The following is an 18,923-nucleotide window of genomic DNA, read 5'->3' as shown; positions in this document are numbered from 1 at the left end:
GTTAGCGATAATGGTGAAATCACTGTTAATAAAGCTAACGCTGGTTTTGGTGTAAAAGGTGCTGAAAACGGTGCGGTAGAAAGCAAAGTAGTTGGTAATGATTTAGTAGTTGATCTCAATGCAACGACTAAAGAAAAAATCGACAATGCTGCTAATAAAGACTTATCCAATCTTGACGATAAAGGTAAAGACGTTATTAAAGAAGTCAGTCAGGATGCTGTTGATGTAGTTGGTGGCGATAACATCAATGTTGCTAACGATACTAAAGATGGTGTTAAGACCTTTACAGTTAACCTCGATAAGAATGTAGATCTTGGTAACGATGGCTCCATTACTCTTGGTGATACCGTAGTTAAATCTGGAGATGTAACGGTAGGTGGCACAACGATTAACAATGGTGGTGTAACCTTACAGCCACAAGGCGAATTTAAAGTGGGTGACACTGTAATCAATGGTGGTAGTGTAACGGTAGGTGGTACTACTATTAACAATGGTGGTATAACAGTTGGTGATTTAGGTACTATTACTGTAGGTGGTACAACAATTTCAAATGGTGGTTTAACTATTGAAAATGGCCCATCTATTAGTCTTGGTGGCATTAATGCAGGTAGTACTAAGATTACTAATGTATCTAATGGTACACAAGATGGCGATGTAGTTACTTACAACCAGTTACAAGAGGTTAAAAATATTGCTGAAGGTGGTGCAGCTACAGCTGGCTCCGCATTACAATCCATTACAATCAATGATGGCAATGGCGGAGTAGTCACTGTTAATAAAGGCAATGCAAGCTTCGGTATTATTGGCAAACCAAATGGTGGCATGGTAGAAAGCAAAGTTGATGGTCAGAACTTAGTAGTTGATTTAACGGCAGCTACTAAGGAACGTATTAACAATGCAGCAGACAAACAACTTTCCAACCTTGATGATAAAGGTAAGGATGTTATTAAAGAAGTGAGCCAAAATGCTGTTAATGTAGTTGGTGGCAAGAATATTACTGTTGATACAAGCACTAAAGATGATGTTAAGACATTTACAGTTAACCTAGATAAGAATGTAGATCTTGGTAGCGATGGCTCTATCAAGACTGGCGGTACTACCATTAGCGATAATGGTATTACAGTAGGTAGCCCAACTGCTGGTAATACTAGTGTTACTGATAGTGGCGTCAATGTAGGTGATACAGCAGTAGCTAATGATGGTTTAACTATTAAAGATGGTCCATCTATTACTAAAGGAGGCATTGATGCAGGTAGTAAAGTAATTACTAATATTGCAGAAGGTCAAAATGCTGGCGATGCTGTTAATAAAGGCCAACTTGATAAAGTGAATAATCGCGTTGACAATTTAGATACTAAGGTTAGCGGCATTGATGGTAAAGTCGATACGCTTGAAAAAGGCTTAGGTGATTTAGGCGGTAAAGTAAACGGCTTAAATGATAAGGTTGATGGTTTAGGCAAAGATGTAAAAGACTTAGGCTCTAAAGTAAATGGTTTAGGTAATAAAGTTGATGGCTTAAATGACCGTGTTGACGGTCTTGATAAAGACGTTAAAGGTTTGGGTGATCAAGTTAAGGGATTAAATGATAATGTGAAGAATCTAGGCGATAAAGTAGATGGTTTAGACGGTAGACTTGCGGATGTTGAAAAAACAGCTGGTAGTGCTCTACAAGGTGTAACTATTGGTGCTGATGAAAATGGTAAAGCTGATGGCGTTAACATTTCCAAAGAAAACAACCGTGTTGATATCGTTGGTAAAACCGATGAAGCTGGTAAACAAAACATCGTAACTGCAGTTGAAGGAAATAAAGTGACTGTTGATTTATCTGACAGTGCTAAAGAAAGCCTTGCTAATGCAGAAAATGCAGCTACTAGGGATATGGACAACTTGACTAAAGATGGTAAACGCAATATTACAAACTTAATTAGTGTTCGTGGTAAAGAAGCGGTGGCAGTAGAGTCAACTGTTAATGAAAATGGGAAACGTATCTTCAATGTATCGTTAACCGAAGATGCTATGTTGAAATTGAACCGTAAAGTAGGGTGGACGCCAGTAGGAGGTGACTCTAACACTAATCGTAGTGCTAAACCAGCATCTTCGACAGCGTCCAATGGTTCATCGTTCCGTTCAATTGAAGATAACTGGATGGATCGTGCATATGAAGATAATCCAAATGATATATTCCTTAAATATGATCAGAATAACTTTATCATTAATGATGATGATGCATTAAGCTTAAAAGATGATGTAACTATTAATAAGTCTATAACTGTGGGAGACACTAAAGTGACTACTACTGGTGTAACTGTTGGTAACACTAATGTAACTAATAATGGTGTATCAGTAGGTGACAACACTTCCTTAACAGATAAAGCTCTTACTGTAGATGGTTCCACATTAACTGGTAAAGCTCTTACTGTTGATGGTTCTTCCTTAACAGGCACAGCTCTTAATGTAAATGGTTCGTCTTTAACTGGCGATGCGTTAACAATTGGTGGCGGTGTGGCAGATAAGAGTGCAACGAGTGATCAAACTAAGTTAACTGCTACATCCATAGCTATTGGTGGTGTTGAATTTGCTACGAAGAACAGTGAAACGGGTTTAATTGAAACTAATAATATTGCTGATGGTAATATTGCTGAAGGGTCTCGTCAAGCTATTACTGGCGGCCAATTATATCCAATTAAACAGCAAGTTGAAACGAATACAGCATCCATCGGTGTTCTTGGTGAAGTAGTGAATGCACATGGCCAAGCAATCCGTGGGTTAGCCTCTGAAATTCAAAATGTTCGCGATGAATCGGCTGAAGGCGATGCTATGGCTGCTTCCTTAGCTGCCTTGAATCCACTTCCTTACGTAGAAGGTGAACGTGGTCAAGTGATGGCTGGTGTAGGTACTTATCGCGGCAAACAAGCATTGGCAGTAGGTTATGCATATGCACCTAATAATAATCAACAATACACCTTAGGTTTATCTTATGGTCAAGGTGGCAAAGCGATGGCTAATGTAGGGGCCACATTCCGCATTGGCGCAGGCGATGCTGCTAAAACGACAAGTTCAGTTGCTTCACTTTCTAATAAAGTAGAAACCTTAGAAGCTCAAAATCAGGCTCAAAAAGCTCAATTTGAATCTGAATTGTCGGCAAAACAAAATCAGATTGATGCACAAAATGATCGTATCGCTAAATTAGAAGCTTTGGTACAACAATTAGCACAACGATAATTAAACTCAACTGATAGTAGTTTGCGTGAAACTTTATGATGAGATGGTAGTATTACTATCGCTTCATCATTAGTGACAACCCCATATTAGGTAGGCTGTTAGCCTTAGAAAAGTGCGATTTGAAAGGAACCCCCTCCTTTTAAATCGCCTTTTCTATAGGGGCTGTTATTTCCGTTTATTGTATATCTTGGGGCAATTAGACAGGTTGTTTCACAAAATTATCATATAGAGTATGATATAGTATTCGTAAATCGTATACATTGTGTAGTAAAGAGAAAGGTTGAAGTGTATGAAATCTGGTTTGCGTATAGGCATCACCTTCTTTTGGGGCCCTTCCTATAAGCATATTTGGTCTAATGGAGCAGGGCAAAATATGTATTTTCTTCGTGAAACGTTGATGCAAATTCCTGAAGTAGACGATGTGTATTTTCTGTTTTGGGGAAATGATTTAAAAACATTGCCAAAAGAATTAGAAGTGGATGCCATGGGCATTGCCGTATATCCCTATGAAGAGGTTGTGGAAACAACGGATGTGCTTATTGAAGGTACGCTAACATTAGAACCCTTCTATGAAAAAGAATTTAGAAAGCATGGGGCAAAAATTGTTACCTATCGCATGGGGAATGATTTCATTTGGGATATGGAGAAATTCATTGTAGGTAAAGATGGTGGTCGTGCATTTAATGGTTCTACCTATGATCAAGCTTGGCTCATTCCTCAAGTATATGAAACCAATAAAGATTATTTGAGCATTATGACGGGGACAAAGGTATATAAAGTGCCGCATATTTGGAATTCTTTTTTCTTTGACCGTCAAGTCGCACAATTACAGGAAGGGCTTACCTTTGGATATAATCCGGATAAAACTAAGCGTGGTCGGCGTGTTTCCGTATTTGAGCCTAATTCATCGGTGGTAAAAAATTGCTATATCCCTGTTCTAATTGCTGAAGCTGTGTATAAACAAGATAAAGAGGCGTTAGCCCATGTGTACCTATGTAATACATATCATTTAAAAGATGTGAGCGGGTTCCATAACTTTATTGGGTATACTCGATTGGTGAAAGACAATGTTATGACTGTAGAAAGTCGTCATTTAATGCCTTATTTCTTATCCCGTTATACGGATATTGTGCTTTCTTATCAATGGCAATTGGGGCTAAATTATGCGTACTATGAAGCTTTATATGGCAATTATCCATTAGTGCATAACTCTGAAATGCTTCGTGATGCAGGGGTGGGTTTCTATTACCCTGGTTTTGATGCCTATAAAGGGGCCGAAGTATTGCTCGATGTAATTAATCATTATGATGCATCACTTGAAACGTATGCGACAAAGAATAAAGCTTTTCTTGAAACGTTATCCCCTTATAATGCTGATGTAGTAGCGGCGCATCGGTCGTTATTGCAGAAATTATTTGAAGACTAATGTAGGGTTTTGTGTTGTGTATGCATAGATTGAGAGAAGGCATGATGAAAGATAAACTTCGTATGAAGAGGCGCTGGAAGAAGTAATAAAATATGAATTACAAAATGCGATTTTAGAAGAGATAATTCTTTTGAAATCGTATTTTTATATTATGAAGAATAATGTTGATAAAATATACGTGAAGTTAAATGACTGCACATAAAATGTTAATTATCTATATAAATGAAAAAATGGTGATAGGATATTTATGAATTTAATATTAAGATTAATGAAGAATATGCAATTCGTGATATAGATAGGTTTGAAAAAATGAAAATGAGAATTTAAAATTTTTGTTATATGTGATTAAAATGACGTTTTTACGAGAGTTTTAGAAGATTTGTTGTTCTTTATTAATTGAAAATGATAGTCTATTAGGTTAATGATTAAATGTGAAGGTGGAAGGTGTATTGACATCAAAAAATGTGAAGATATATAATAAAATGAATTAAAAATAGTATTTAAAAATACTAACTAATTAATAGTTTTGATGAAATGTGTAAGGTAGATAATGATGAGTATAGTTTAAAGGTGGATTTTAAATTATATTTTGTTTTTTTACTAAAATCTGCTGGTTTGGTTATTTTTATTACAAAATGCTTTACTTTTAAACATCTATTTGTAGATTTAAAATTGTAGGTTTTTGTGGAGGAAATTTTATGAACAAAATTTTTAAAGTTGTGTGGAGTAAGAGTAAAAACTGCTATGTTGTAGCTTCTGAATTTGCTAAAGTACACCGGGGGGGGGACGTCGTCTAGGGCAAGAAAGACTGTGGCCACTTTATTATTGGGTACGACGTTATTAATGCAACAATCTGTATATGCCAGTCTAATTAGTGCAGATATTAATTTTATGAATGGTAGTAGTAGTGTAGCGTGGGATGCTGGTAATACTGGCAGTTACCGTTTGTTATTACGTGGTATTAATGGTATTACTACTACATTGAGTGCTTATGATTCTAGTGATGCAGATGGTGTGGGTGCAGATTCTCCAACTCGTAGTACAGCGCTACAAGTATTGACTATAGGCTTGAGTACAGAGTCGCAAGAGAAGTTGGATCAAGCAGCTGCGGCAGCCTCTTCTTCTGCATCCTCTGCCACTTCTTCTGCTTCCAGTGCAAGCTCTGCTGAAAGTAGTGCCAATACATCGGCAAGTAATGCAGAAAGTTCTGCAGCGAGTGCTGAGGAGGCTGCTAGCAGTGCCGTAAGTAGTGCGTCTAGTGCAACAGCAGCGTCTACAAGTGCATCTAGCAGTGCCTCTAGTGCTACGGCAGCAAGCACCAGTGCTTCTGATGCGGCGTCAAGTGCCACAGCAGCTAGTACCAGTGCATCTAGTAGTGCCTCCAGTGCCACAGCAGCATCTACAAGCGCATCTAGCAGTGCATCTAGTGCTACGGCAGCAAGTACCAGCGCCTCAGATGCGGCGTCAAGTGCCACAGCAGCATCTACTAGTGCAGTAAGCAGTGCCTCTAGTGCTACGGCTGCAAGCATCAGTGCCTCTGATGCAGCTTCTAGTGCTGAGGTAGCATCCACAAGCGCATCTAGTAGTGCATCCAGTGCCACGGCAGCAAGTACGAGTGCCTCAGATGCAGCGTCAAGTGCCACAGCAGCATCCACTAGTGCAGTAAGCAGTGCCTCTAGTGCCACGGTAGCAAGTACGAGTGCCTCAGATGCGGCGTCCAGTGCAACAGCAGCCTCTACTAGTGCAGTAAGCAGTGCATCTAGTGCTACGGCAGCAAGTACGAGCGCCTCAGATGCGGCGTCCAGTGCAACAGTAGCGTCTACTAGTGCAGTAAGCAGTGCCTCTAGTGCCACGGCAGCAAGCACCAGTGCTTCGGATGCAGCATCCAGTGCCAATGTAGCAAGTACCAGTGCATCCAGCAGTGCCTCTAGCGCTACCGCAGCAAGTACCAGTGCTTCTGATGCAGCGTCTAGTGCCACGGTAGCAAGTACCAGCGCATCTAACAGTGCATCTAGTGCCACCGTAGCAAGTACGAGTGCCTCAGATGCAGCGTCTAGTGCCACGGCAGCATCCACCAGCGCATCCAGCAGTGCCTCTAGTGCCACGGCAGCAAGTACCAGTGCTTCTGATGCGGCGTCTAGTGCTGAGGCAGCCTCTACAAGTGCATCCAGTAGTGCATCTAGTGCCACGGCAGCAAGTACCAGCGCCTCTGATGCAGCGTCTAGTGCAACAGCAGCATCTACTAGTGCAGTCAGCAGTGCGTCTAGCGCCACAGCAGCAAGTACGAGTGCCTCAGATGCAGCGTCTAGTGCAACAGCAGCATCTACTAGTGCAGTCAGCAGTGCGTCTAGCGCCACGGCAGCAAGTACGAGTGCCTTAGATGCAGCGTCTAGCGCAAAGGCCGCATCCACAAGTGCAGTTAGCAGTGCATCCAGTGCCACGGCAGCAAGTACGAGTGCTTCTGATGCGGCGTCCAGTGCAGCGGCAGCGTCCACTAGTGCAGTAAGCAGTGCATCTAGTGCCACGGCAGCAAGTACCAGTGCTTCTGATGCATCTTCTAGCGCAGCGGCAGCATCTACTAGTGCAGTAAGCAGTGCGTCCAGTGCTACGGCAGCAAGTACGAGTGCTTCAGATGCAGCGTCTAGTGCAACAGCAGCATCCATCAGTGCAGTAAGCAGTGCGTCTAGCGCCACGGCAGCAAGTACGAGTGCCTCTGATGCATCGTCTAGCGCAGCGGCCGCATCCACAAGTGCGGTAAGTAGTGCATCCAGTGCCACAGCGGCTAGTACCAGTGCATCTAATGCAACAGTAAGTGAAAATAATGCTCTATCTAGCGCTAATGTAGCCAGCACGAGTGCAACTAGCAGTGCATCTAGTGCAATTGCTGCAAACTCTAGTGCAGTTAGTGCATCTTCTAGCGCCGATGCATCAGAATCTTGGGCAAGATTATCTGAATCGAGTGCAAATCAATCATCAATTAGTGCCAATAGTTCTGCGGCTAGCGCAAGCTCATCTTTATCTAGCGCAGAAGTATCTGAATCTTGGGCTAAGAGTGCTTCTACTAGTGCATCGAATGCCGATTCTAGTGCCATCGCAGCTAGTACGAGTGCATCTAGTGCAGAATCAAGTGCTGGTGCAGCAAGTACGAGTGCATCTAATGCAGAATCCAGTGCTACAGCTGCTAGCACTAGTGCAAGTAGTGCTCAAAGCAGTGCAACTAATGCCGATTCTAGTGCTCAATTAGCAGCAAGCAGTGCTACTGTAGCTACTAACGCAGCCTCTACAGCTAACAGCATTTTAGATACTTTAAATTCTGGCGGCATTTCTGGTGGTACTATTGATGGTGAAGGTGCTTTGGCAACTGGCAAAGGGTCCCAAGCTATTGGCAATAATACAACTGCTTATGGTACAAATGCGCAAGCGACTGCTGATGGTGCTACCGCATTAGGTGCCAATTCACAAGCCAGTGGTGCTAACTCGGTAGCTTTAGGGGCTAATTCAGTAGCATCAGAAGCGAATACCGTTTCAATTGGTTCTGTTGGTAATGAACGTAGACTGACTAATGTTGCTGATGGTATTAATGATACTGATGCTGTTAATGTGCGGCAGTTAAATGCAGTTTCAGGACAAGTTAGTGAAGTGAAGAATGAAGTTAAAAATGTAGGTGCTTTAAGTGCTGCATTAAGTGCTCTTAAACCAATTCAGTATGATGCAGCTGAGCCAACTCAAGTTATGGCGGCAGTTGGTACTTATCGAGGGCATAATGCAATGGCGTTAGGGGTTGCTCATTATGTAAATGATTCTACTATGTTTAATGCAGGTATAGCTTATGGTAGCAATGATTCTAAAGTGATGGCTAATGCAGGGGTAACTTGGAAATTTGGTACAGATTCACAACGTGAAAATGCTGAAATGCAACAATTGGCTGGTAAGGAAGCGCAGCAGCGAATTAATCAATTAACTGAAGCTAATAAAGCTCAAGCCACAGAAATTCAACAACAAAAAGCTGAATTAACTGCTCAAAATGAAAAAATTGCTTTGCAAGATAATCGTATTGCAAAATTAGAAGCTTTAGTACAACAGTTAGCTCAAAAATAAAATATAGTTAGATATAAAATTACTTTAACGTGATAAAAAAATAAATTCCCCAAATGAATTAAAACTAGCAACTGATTATTCTCTATTTATAGAGTGTAAGTTAGTTGCTAGTTTTTTATTTATTATATAAATAACTTATTGAAACGGTGAAAGTAAAATTTAAAAGTATTATATGATAACAAAAAAGCATAATATAGCTATATCATAGCATTGTTGTTGGATTTTCTATAATTAACGGTGTCTGATTGATATTATGAAATATAAATTACTTGAAAAATATTTATATTTCATAAAAGAAAATAAAATTATAATTCAAAATTGGTATATATGATTGAATTTGGAATAGAGTGGAATGTCTTGTCGGGGGGCAAACGTGCTATCCTTGTATTAAATAATGATGAAAATTTTAGATGTAATAGGTAAGTTTTAATTATATATTGTTTGTTAGATGCATGACTTAGGGAGTTTGTTTATTTATTTTATATAAAATATTAGAAGGAGTGTGTATCATGAGCAAGAAGGTAATTTCAAAACAATCTAAAGTTTGTTTGGCATTGGCTGTTGTGGTAGCACTGACTGGGAGTAACGTGTGGGCAGCAGACCCTGTATTGAAAGGTAGTGGGGCTGGATTAGCTGTCGGGGAAACATCGAGTACAAATGACACAACGAGCACTGCCGTAGCAATAGTGCAAAGGCAAATCCTCGTGGTTCTACTGCACTAGGAAATTCCGCTGTTGCCAATGCAGTAGATAGTACTGCTATTGGGAATACAGCATTGGCACAAAAACAAGGAGCAACAGCTGTTGGATTTAATGCAAGAGCACTAGGAGAGGCTTCGCTTGCTTTAGGATATAGTTCATCTACTAAATTAGAGGCTGCTAATGCAATTGCAATAGGGGTATATTCAAAAGGTAACGGAAGTCAAGGGGTTGCAATTGGAGCTCAAGCTACAGCTGATGGTAATGATACGGTAGCAATTGGCACTTTCACTAATAATAAGGCGGGACAAAGCGTAGCACTTGGGAGTCAGGCAGGTTTAGAAACAACATCACGAAATAGTATTGCTATTGGGAGTCAAGCTTATGTTGGTGAAATTAATGAGCAAAATCCAACTAATACAATTGCAGAAGAACCGCCACGTGATCAAGATTATACAGTAGATTATACAATTGGCGGTAAATATCATCCGATTGGGGTAGATGATACAAAAGCACCAGAAGCAGTTAATGCTACAGAAAATTCTATGGCCATAGGTTTCAAGGCAAAAGCATTCGGGTTTCAGACTATAGCCTTAGGGGCAGCCTCAGAAGCCCTTGATTCTAATACGGTTGCTTTAGGTATATCTTCGATTGCTAAAGGGCATTATTCGGTAGCTATTGGCCAACAATCTCGTACAGCTTTTGATAATGCTGTAGCAATTGGTCATTATGCTGAAACACATGGTCAGGAGTCTACTGCTTTAGGATATTATTCACGGGTTAGTGGTACAAATAATACGGCTATAGGTGATTATACTCGTCTAGAAGGAGTGTCTAATTCTGTGGCTATAGGTTCGCATGCACGTTCTTTATTGAATAATTCGATAGTTTTAGGGAAAGATTCTTTGGTAGCACCATCAGAGAGTTATGTTAAGGCAGCTTATTTGTCAGAAGAAGTATTTAATAAAGAACAAGGTGTTGTTTCGGTAGGGAATGTTGACTATAAAGTGAATATAGATGATGAATCTATTAGTGTACCGGCTAACACGCGCCGTATCATCAATGTAGCTGGTGGTTATGATGCAACGGATGCGGTCAATGTGGCTCAACTAAAAGCACTTGAACAGAAGATTGAAAATAATATGGGGCCTCAAGATGTTACATTCATCGCTGATAGTAATTTATCTGTGAGTAACAAACCGATTAATGATGGGAAGGCAAAACAAGTAACGCTTGGCTTGAATAAAGATATTAATCTTGGCGCTGATGGTAGTGTAAAAGCTGGCAATACAACGATTAATAAAAATGGCATTATTACAAATGGTGGCGTGCAGATTACAGATAAGGGTATCAATGCAGGTGATAAAGTAATTAGTCATGTAGCACCTGGTGAGCAGCCTACTGATGCAGTTAATGTGAGTCAATTAAAGGATTTAAAAACCAATATAAACAATGATTTAACGACAGGCCTTCAAAATGCTCGTAATGAAATTGGTCGAGTGGAATCAAAATTAAATACTAAAATTGAAAAAACAGGTGCTATGGGTGCTGCCTTAGCGGCTCTTAATGGTACATACGATTTAGATTATAAGAAAACAGCTATTAATGCGGGCCTTGGTTATTACAAAGGTGAATCAGCTATTGCTCTTGGCGTAGCTCATCGTGTTAATGAAGATATTCGTGTTAATGCAGGTTTAGCTTATAGCGGTAACAATGATACTATGATTAATGCAGGTATTTCTTGGGCTGTTGGTAGCGCTCCTAATGCAAGCGTTAACATTCGTGAAGAAAATAAAGAACTTCGCAACCGTTTAGCGGATCAAGAAGCACGTTTACAAGCACAGCAAGCTGAAATTAATGAATTAAAGGCGGCTATGCAAACAATTCTTCAAAAATAATTAGAGTGTGTTGCTTTAATTAGAGACTGCTTTAATATAACTGAATATAATATAAAAGCCCCCTCTAGCGAATGTTCGGTAGAGGGGGCTTTATGTATTATAAGATAATATTAAACTAAACCAATCCAATGCCAGTAGGTAGCGGCGTAGATTACAAGTAAAGCGTAGCCGATGATAGTGATAGGAATACCTGTTTTCATAAAGGTTTTTACATCAAAAGTTCCGCTACTGTAAGCGACCATACCTTGTGGTGAGTTAACTGGTAAAATAAAACCAAAGCAAATAGAGAATTGCGCAATCATAGTAAGGCCAACGGGATTAATGCCAGGAAGGTGAACGGCTTGCACGATAGAAATGACAATAGGAATCATCGCAGAAGCTAGGGCCGTAGCAGAAGCAAAGCCTAGGTGAATCGCGATGAGGAAGAAGGTAATCGTGCCAATTAACATGAATACGGACAAGGTTTCAAGGGTAAACATGTGAACAAAGGCATTCGCTAGCCAAGTCGCGGCTTTGGTTTTTAAAAGGGCGGTACCTAAGCTGATGCCAGCGCCGAACATAACGATGGAACCCCAATCAATACGACTTTGAGCATATTTCCAATCAATAATCCCAATGCCAGGCATTAAGAATAAGGCGATAGCTACAATTGTGGTAGTAGATGTATCATATTTGTGTAAATGACCACCAGTAGCCCAGAAACCGAGCAAAATAAGGGATAAGGCTAATAATTTCTTTTCATTAAAGCTCATAGGGCCTAGTTCTTTTAGATGCCGTTGTAGTTCTTGTTGTGAACCTTCTAAATCATGTTCATCTGGTTTTAATAGCCACATGGATAAGAAGTAGTAGATGACGATCATTACTAATGAATAGGGTGCGGCTGCTAGTAGCCAATCTAACCAAGATACAGAGGTGTTAAGTTGGGAGGAAATGAAACCAACGGCTACTAAGTTTTGGGCAGCGGCGGTTTGTACCATGATATTCCAAACTGTGTCTGCTTGTGTAGCACCCACTACGAGTAGGGATGCTAATTTACTTTGTCGATTAATGCCTAAACTATCTAAAATACCAATAATAATAGGAACTAAACAAGCTAGTCGAGCAGTGGCACTTGGTACAAAGAAGGCAAGAATAAAGCCGGTGAAGATAACACCAATATAAATATGACTTGTTTTAGTGCCAATGCGAGATAATACATTTAAAGCAATACGCCGATCCAGTCCTGTTTTAGTCATGGCAACGGAAATAAACATAGCCGCAGCTACAAGCGCCCAAGCTGGTGTCGAATAGCCTGAAATGGCTAATTTTAATGCGTTGCTGGTGCCTAATATTTTGTCGGGGGCATCAATGTTGGGTGCTGTTCCTAAGAGTAAGGCGGTTAAGGCCGTTAACATAGTGGCACTGACAGGATAAGATACAGCACTGGTAATCCAAAGAACGATAGCAAAAAAGAGTAGGCCAATCATGCGATGGCCAGCGGTAGATAAATCACTAGGCGTAGGGATGCATAGAATACCAAGTAAGACCAAGAAGCTAAGAATCAAGCCAATATTCTGGCTATGAGAACGAGCCTTAGCAGGTACCGGAGCGGGTGAAGCGGGTTGTGTCATTTGTAATCATCTCACTTTCTTGTGATTATACTGAATACATAATAAAATTGATTTTAAGCGATATGCTAATAAGTATATCGAATTATATCAAAGTGCTATAGTGTAAGATTTCGACAAAGAAATCATATTACCTTTAAGAAAGTATTAAAAAAATAGAGTAAAATCCACGAAATGAAAAATTATATGCTATTTAGTTTTTAAAGAAAATATATGATTGATAAATCAATAAAATTCGATATGAATGCATGATAAATGGATAAATAAGTAAATTTAGAATTTTAAATGAATTTGTATTTGAACATAAAAAGGGACTGTCGTTTACAGCACGAATACAGAATTATTCATTATGTAAGCAACAGTCCCTTTTGTTAAAGAGCTATACGTTATTAAGGTTTGTCAATATTCATGCCTTTTAATAAGGCTTGTTCGGAGTGTTCCATATGAAGACGTGCAATTTCACGGGCTTGCGCTGGATTGCGTTCAGCAATTGCTTCGACTAACATGCGGTGTTCTTCCCAAGTTTTGACTAAGCGACCGGGTTGATTCATTGACATGGTGCGGAAACGCAAGGTTTGTTCTCGTAAGTTGTGAATAATTTCTACTAACCGTTCATTGCGAGATGCTTTATATAATACTTCGTGGAAGTTAATATCTGCTTCAACTACTTTTTCCATGTTTTTTTGTTCCATGAAGGTGCCAATTTCTACCAACATGCGCTCTAAGAACTCAATTTCATCAGGGGTAATTCGTTCGGCTGCTAGTTGGGCGGCTAATTCTTCAAGGGCAGAACGAATTTCAAAGACTTGGGTAATATCCTTGAGAGAAATATCGGCTACATAAGTTCCACGATGAGGAATCATGACAACAAAGCCTTCTAGCTCCAGTTTGCGAATAGCTTCACGGACTGGCGTACGGCTCACACCTAATTCTTCGGCTAGAGGTACTTCCATGAGGCGTTCACCAGGCTTGAAGATACCATCACGGATGGCTTGACGCAAGGTTTCACATACGACTTCACGTAATGGTTTGTAAGATGTTAATACGATAGGCTGTAAACGTCCTAGATCTTTATTCATTCGGATAATGCCTCCTTACCATGAGTTTTAGTGATTAAGGATAACCAAGTATACCCTGCTTTTTTTATTTCTTCTTGTAGGCTTAATACTTCTAAGGCTGTATCAAGATATACTACCATCGTAGGGCCACTGCCAGTCATAATAGTGGTATAACCACGGCTGGTGAAAAACTCTTTACAAGTGATGAGCTCTGGATGCAGTGGGAATAGTAATTCTTCGAAGGTATTGCCACTATGCTGCATGGCTTTTTTGACAGCCCCTTCGCGCATAGCATTTTCTACGGTATCGATAGTTTCACTCGTTACTTGGGATTGATTGTTGAAACGATTATAGGCTGCGGCTGTGGATACAGATAGTTCTGGTTTTACAATTAATAGCCAATGGGGTTTGTCGGTTGGTAAATAGTTGAGTATTTCTCCACGACTAGTGCCACGGGCTGTGCCGCCTTTCATGAGAAAGGGCACATCGGAGCCTAAGTCGTTGGCTAGTTTCATGAGTTCTTTCTCCGTGAGGCGTAAATCCCAGAATTTATTTAAGCCCAGTAGCATAGCCGCCGCATCGGAGCTACCACCACCGAGACCAGCTGCTGGAGGCACTCGTTTTAATAAATGGATGGCGCCACCTGTAGTGCAACCTGTATAGGCTTGAATAGCTCGCAAGGCTTTCATCGCTAGGTTTGATTCGTCATAAGGAATCATATCGTTCATATAGGTAGGTAGTTCAGGGGCCATGCCAGAAAAAACTACGGAGTGGTGTTTGGCAAAGTAAATGGAATCACCTAAATAAATAGATTGAAAAATAGTGTCGATATTGTGATAGCCATCATCGCGTTTATTGAGAATGGCCAAACCAATATTAATTTTACTGAAGCTTAATTGCTCCATGGGGAGCCTCCTTTTTGCTGATGAACTTACAGATGAAACTGCTTTAGTAGTTGAAATTATAAGGTGGTTAGGTTAAGATGGACATAGAAATATTAACCTAATGATTTTTTATATTTAATCAATTTATTATACGCTATTAAGTGAGAAATTTCAATTTCCAGGAGGAACTATGCAGTTGAAATGGGGCCGAACAACGAATGCTTTAGTGATGACAACGATTGGTTCATTATTGTTTGCCATTGGTATTGATGCTTTTATTGTACCACACAAGTTAGTAAGTGGTAGTTTAAGCGGGATTGCGTTAATGCTATATTATTTAACGGGCGTTCAAGTAGGTACCTTAAACTTGCTATTAAACGTGCCTATTTTGTATGCTGCTTATCGTTGGCTGGGTCGTTGGCATTTAATGATAACACTATTTGGGACAGCTGTTATTTCCTTCTTAATTAATGCTATGGAATTTATGGAGCAATACCAGTTAACCTCCGATCCGTTGGTAGGTTCATTACTGGGTGGTATTATGTGCGGTTTAGGCCTAGGTATTGTGTATAGAGCTGGCGGGAATACGGGCGGCTTGGACCCTATTGCACTGATTATCCGTAAGTATTATGGCTTACAAATGGGGAGCATTATTTTTGGTATTAACGTATTAGTTTTATTCGCCGCGGCCTTAGTTATTAGTGTAGAAGCAGCGGCCATTACGCTTATTAGTATTTATGTGCAAGCTATGGTTACCAATAAGGTAGTAGTAGGCTTTAATCAACGGAAGGCTATTTATATTATTTCCTATAAACCATATAAGATTTGCGACTTAATTATTCACCAGTTAGGCCGTGGTGCGACTATTTTAAATGGGGAAGGGGCGTATACACATCAGCATAAACAGGTCATTTTAGTTGTTGTTGGGTTAATGCAAGTGGCTAAGTTAAAAGAAGCGGTGCAGAAAGAAGACCCGTCGGCCTTTATGATTATTTCTGATGCAGCGGAAGTGATTGGTCAAGGTTTTACCATTCCATTGGCTACCCCTGAATCGGTGAATGCGGCTATTGAGCGGTCCGTGCAGTCGGGGGCGATGGGGGATTCGTTACCAGATGCGCCGGAAGGGACAATTGCAGAAACCCCTAAAAATTAATGGGAAACTAGCAAAATAGACGAATTGAGAATTAGGAGGCGACATGTTTAAAAAGTGGAGTTCAACTTTATATGTAATGGCTATGGTCACGTTGGGTACGTTTTTATTTGCCATAGGGATTAATGCCTTTGTAGTGCCACATAAATTGGTAAGTGGTGGCATTAGTGGGGTTGCCTTAATGTTGTATTATTTAACGGGCATTCAAGTCGGTACATTGAATTTACTTTTAAACATTCCCGTTCTATATGCAGCCTATCGTTGGCTAGGTCGTTGGCATGTAATGATTACGATTTTTGGTACGGTTGTATCCTCGCTGTTTATTAATATGCTGCGATTTTTAGCAGATTATGATTTGACGCATGATCCATTGGTAGGGGCGATTTTAGGGGGCCTATTTTGTGGTATTGGGGTAGGTACTGTATATCGGTCAGGCGGTAATGCAGGAGGCCTTGATCCGATTGCGCTAATTATTCGTAAATATTATGGTTTACAAATTGGTAGTATTGTATTAGCCATTAATATGGTGATTTTGACGATAGCGGCCTTTGTAGTTAATATTGAAGCGGCTGCGGTTACTTTGGTGAGTTTGTATATTTCAGCTATGCTAACTAATCGTGTTATTGTGGGCTTTGATCAACGTAAAGCGGTGTTTATTATTTCCTATAAACCCTATAAAATTTGTGATTTGATTATTAATCAAATTGGCCGTGGCGCCACTATTTTGAATGGGGAAGGGGCGTATACACATCAGCATAAGCAGGTGATTTTGGTAGTAGTTAGCTTAATGCAGGTTGCTAAACTTAAAAAAGCAGTAGAGGAAGAAGATCCAACGGCCTTTTTAATGGTTACTGATGTAGCCGAAGTTATCGGTGCTGGCTTTACGTTACCATCAAAAGCGGAAACCCAGCAAGCTATTGAGCGTATTCGAGCGCGGGTAGAGATGAATGATTAGTAGTAATACGTGGTTGCATTTACTTTTACGCCTTAGTCTAGTGAAAGGTCATTGTGAAAGCGTACACACTAGGCGTTGATAGCGTTTAGTTAGCTGATAGATGTTAGATGTTAGTTATTAGTTATTAGTTAGTTAATAGATGCTAGCTAATTGATGATATATAAATGAAATAATGGAGGTTTTTATGGTACATGCATTAGCAGGCACTTTGGTGCGTTCAGAAGATTTGATTGATTTAGAGTCTATTATTGAAGCGTATTACCAAATAGTGCCTCAGTATGATAATAAAGAACAACGCATTTCCTTTGGAACTTCGGGTCATCGTGGTAAGTCGTTGGCTGGTAGCTTTAATGAGTTACATGTGGCAGCTATTGCGCAAGCTATTTGTGATGGCCGTAAAGAATTTGGTGCTACCGGTGTTTGTTTTGTTGGTCATGATACCCATGCATTGTCAGAACCTGCGATTGAAACGGTGTTAGAAGTATTGGCCGCTAATGGCGTAGTGGCTGCTGTGGATGGGGAAAATGGCTTTGTGCCAACACCTAGCGTTTCACGGGCAATCATTCGTTATAATGAGATTATTGATAAACAATTAGCCTTAGATTTTGTACCTGCCTTTTTAAAAGATAAAGTGGGGCAAGGTAAGGCGGATGGTATTATTATTACACCATCTCATAACCCACCGGACCAAGGGGGGATTAAGTATAATCCGATTAACGGGGGCCCAGCTGATACGACTATTACGAAATGGATTGAAACAAAAGCGAATGAGTATATTAAAAGTGGTGGCGAGGGCATTCGTCGCGTGGCTATTGATGAAATCGATTCTGCCTTGCAATGGGAATATGATTATAAAGGCCTTTATGTAGCTGAACTAGCGGATGTTATTAATTTTGATGTCATTCGCAAAGCAAAACCAAAGGTCTTAGTTAATGCCCTAGGTGGTAGTGGAATGGAGTATTGGGAAGCCATTAGCGATACCTACCAGTTGGATTTAACAATTATTAATAATGAATATGACCCTACGTTTAGTTTCATGCCTTATGACCATGATGGGGTAGTTCGCATGGACTGCTCTTCCGCTTATGCAATGGCGGATGTGGTGAAACAGATTGGTCAATTTGACTTAGCTGTAGGCAATGACCCTGATTATGATCGGTATGGGATTGTGACAAAGGCGGGTCTTATGCCACCTAATCATTTCTTAGTAGCTGCTGGTGCGTACTTATTCTATAATCGTCAGTGGTCTGGCAAGGGTTTTGGTAAGACCGCTGTAGTTACGGGTATGGTGGATAAATTCTGTGCCGATAATGAGATTACTGTTTATGAAGTGCCTGTAGGCTTTAAATATTTTGCCTCTTTATTATTCGATGGAACAATTGGCATTGGTGGGGAAGAAAGCGCCGGTGCATCGTTCCTTAAAAAAGATGGCACCGTTTGGACTACCGATAAAGATGGTATGATTATGGCCTTGTTGGCACTGGAAATGTGGTCAGTCACAGGGCGTACACCAGATCAATTGTATGATGCATTAACACAGCGATATGGTACGCCTGTTTTCACGCGTATTGACACGCCTTGCACTAAAGCGACTAAGGAAGCGTTAAGTCAATTAAAGGCTAGTGATGTAACGGCTACGGAATTAGCAGGGGAGCCTATTGAGTCTATTCGGACAACTTCTTTATATGGTGAGTATGCCTTGGGGGGCTTGCGCATTACAACGGCTAATAGCTTTTTAGTAGCTCGTCCTTCTGGAACGGAAGATTTATACAAAGTATATGCAGAAAGTTTCAATGGCGAAGAGGCCTTAGAAAGTTTGTTAAAAGCTGGTAAAGACCTTGTAAACGAGGTTACTGCACGGTAGAATTGTAAAATAAAGTGTGATATAATATAACATTATTGAAATACAGAGAGAAACGTTGAATTA

At 40.3% G+C, this 18,923-nt stretch carries 11 protein-coding genes and 1 pseudogene; 9 read left to right on the top strand and 3 right to left on the bottom strand.

Translation table 11 applies throughout. The features are described from left to right. From VER_RS02415 to VER_RS02395, 6 genes and pseudogenes are all read left to right on the top strand, one after another. The coding region (locus VER_RS02415) for a YadA C-terminal domain-containing protein (RefSeq protein ID WP_162099298.1) at positions 1–3,222 on the top strand (3,222 nt) is incomplete at its 5' end. A 289-nt stretch (positions 3,223–3,511) separates the two neighbouring features. Continuing rightward, entirely contained in the window at positions 3,512–4,648 is a 1,137-nt protein-coding gene (locus VER_RS02410; RefSeq protein ID WP_162099297.1) for a DUF2827 family protein, read from the top strand. Positions 4,649–5,346: 698 nt separating this feature from the next. Further along, on the top strand, positions 5,347–5,445 hold the full coding sequence (locus tag VER_RS10510; RefSeq protein ID WP_162099296.1) for an ESPR domain-containing protein: 99 nt from the start codon (positions 5,347–5,349) through the stop codon (positions 5,443–5,445). A 13-nt stretch (positions 5,446–5,458) separates the two neighbouring features. After that, on the top strand, positions 5,459–8,746 hold the full coding sequence (locus VER_RS02400; RefSeq protein ID WP_162099295.1) for a YadA C-terminal domain-containing protein: 3,288 nt from the start codon (positions 5,459–5,461) through the stop codon (positions 8,744–8,746). Positions 8,747–9,455: 709 nt separating this feature from the next. Continuing rightward, a pseudogene (locus VER_RS10505) lies at positions 9,456–9,512 on the top strand (hypothetical protein); the annotation flags it as partial. Positions 9,513–9,521: 9 nt separating this feature from the next. After that, on the top strand, positions 9,522–11,342 hold the full coding sequence (locus VER_RS02395; protein ID WP_162099294.1) for a YadA-like family protein: 1,821 nt from the start codon (positions 9,522–9,524) through the stop codon (positions 11,340–11,342). Positions 11,343–11,452: 110 nt separating this feature from the next. Here the strand turns inward: VER_RS02395 and VER_RS02390 are convergent, their stop codons facing one another. From VER_RS02390 to ispE, 3 genes are all read right to left on the bottom strand, one after another. After that, a complete protein-coding gene (locus VER_RS02390; protein ID WP_162099293.1) occupies positions 11,453–12,952 on the bottom strand; it encodes a DASS family sodium-coupled anion symporter in 1,500 nt (499 codons plus the stop codon). Positions 12,953–13,338: 386 nt separating this feature from the next. After that, entirely contained in the window at positions 13,339–14,028 is a 690-nt protein-coding gene (locus VER_RS02385) for a GntR family transcriptional regulator (protein WP_115310393.1), read from the bottom strand. Next, positions 14,025–14,912 (bottom strand): 4-(cytidine 5'-diphospho)-2-C-methyl-D-erythritol kinase, encoded by an 888-nt coding sequence (gene ispE, locus VER_RS02380; RefSeq protein ID WP_162099292.1) that lies wholly within the window; start codon positions 14,910–14,912, stop codon positions 14,025–14,027. Before ispE ends, VER_RS02385 begins: the two co-directional genes overlap by 4 nt. A 169-nt stretch (positions 14,913–15,081) precedes the next feature. Here ispE and VER_RS02375 point away from each other — a divergent pair, with 169 nt between their 5' ends. The 3 genes from VER_RS02375 to VER_RS02365 all read left to right on the top strand — a co-directional run bounded on the left by VER_RS02375 (position 15,082) and on the right by VER_RS02365 (position 18,860). Beyond that, the gene (locus VER_RS02375) at positions 15,082–16,044 is read left to right on the top strand and encodes a YitT family protein (RefSeq protein ID WP_115310391.1); all 963 of its coding nucleotides are present in this window, start codon (positions 15,082–15,084) and stop codon (positions 16,042–16,044) included. 43 nt (positions 16,045–16,087) lie between these two features. Then, positions 16,088–16,996 carry a YitT family protein gene (locus VER_RS02370; RefSeq protein WP_162099291.1) on the top strand — a complete coding sequence of 303 codons (909 nt, stop codon included), beginning with the start codon at positions 16,088–16,090 and terminating at the stop codon, positions 16,994–16,996. A gap of 184 nt (positions 16,997–17,180) precedes the next feature. Next, positions 17,181–18,860: a phosphoglucomutase gene (locus VER_RS02365; protein WP_162099290.1), complete on the top strand. Its 1,680-nt coding sequence runs from the start codon at positions 17,181–17,183 to the stop codon at positions 18,858–18,860. Positions 18,861–18,923 lie beyond the last annotated feature (63 nt).

Origin of the sequence: Veillonella sp. R32 (assembly GCF_010093125.1) — a bacterium.
Lineage (GTDB): Bacteria > Bacillota > Negativicutes > Veillonellales > Veillonellaceae > Veillonella_A.
The sequence above is the reverse complement of the archived record's forward strand: the minus strand, read 5'-3'. Positions and strand labels throughout refer to the sequence as shown.

Excerpts from the sequence above, each read along its gene's own strand:
- VER_RS02410 (WP_162099297.1), top strand. The coding sequence starts at position 3,512 with ATGAAATCTGGTTTGCGTATAGGCATCACCTTCTTTTGGGGCCCTTCC.
- VER_RS10510 (WP_162099296.1), top strand. The coding sequence starts at position 5,347 with ATGAACAAAATTTTTAAAGTTGTGTGGAGTAAGAGTAAAAACTGCTAT.
- VER_RS02390 (WP_162099293.1), bottom strand. The coding sequence starts at position 12,952 with ATGACACAACCCGCTTCACCCGCTCCGGTACCTGCTAAGGCTCGTTCT.
- VER_RS02385 (WP_115310393.1), bottom strand. The coding sequence starts at position 14,028 with ATGAATAAAGATCTAGGACGTTTACAGCCTATCGTATTAACATCTTAC.
- ispE (WP_162099292.1), bottom strand. The coding sequence starts at position 14,912 with ATGGAGCAATTAAGCTTCAGTAAAATTAATATTGGTTTGGCCATTCTC.
- VER_RS02375 (WP_115310391.1), top strand. The coding sequence starts at position 15,082 with ATGCAGTTGAAATGGGGCCGAACAACGAATGCTTTAGTGATGACAACG.
- VER_RS02370 (WP_162099291.1), top strand. The coding sequence starts at position 16,088 with ATGTTTAAAAAGTGGAGTTCAACTTTATATGTAATGGCTATGGTCACG.
- VER_RS02365 (WP_162099290.1), top strand. The coding sequence starts at position 17,181 with ATGGTACATGCATTAGCAGGCACTTTGGTGCGTTCAGAAGATTTGATT.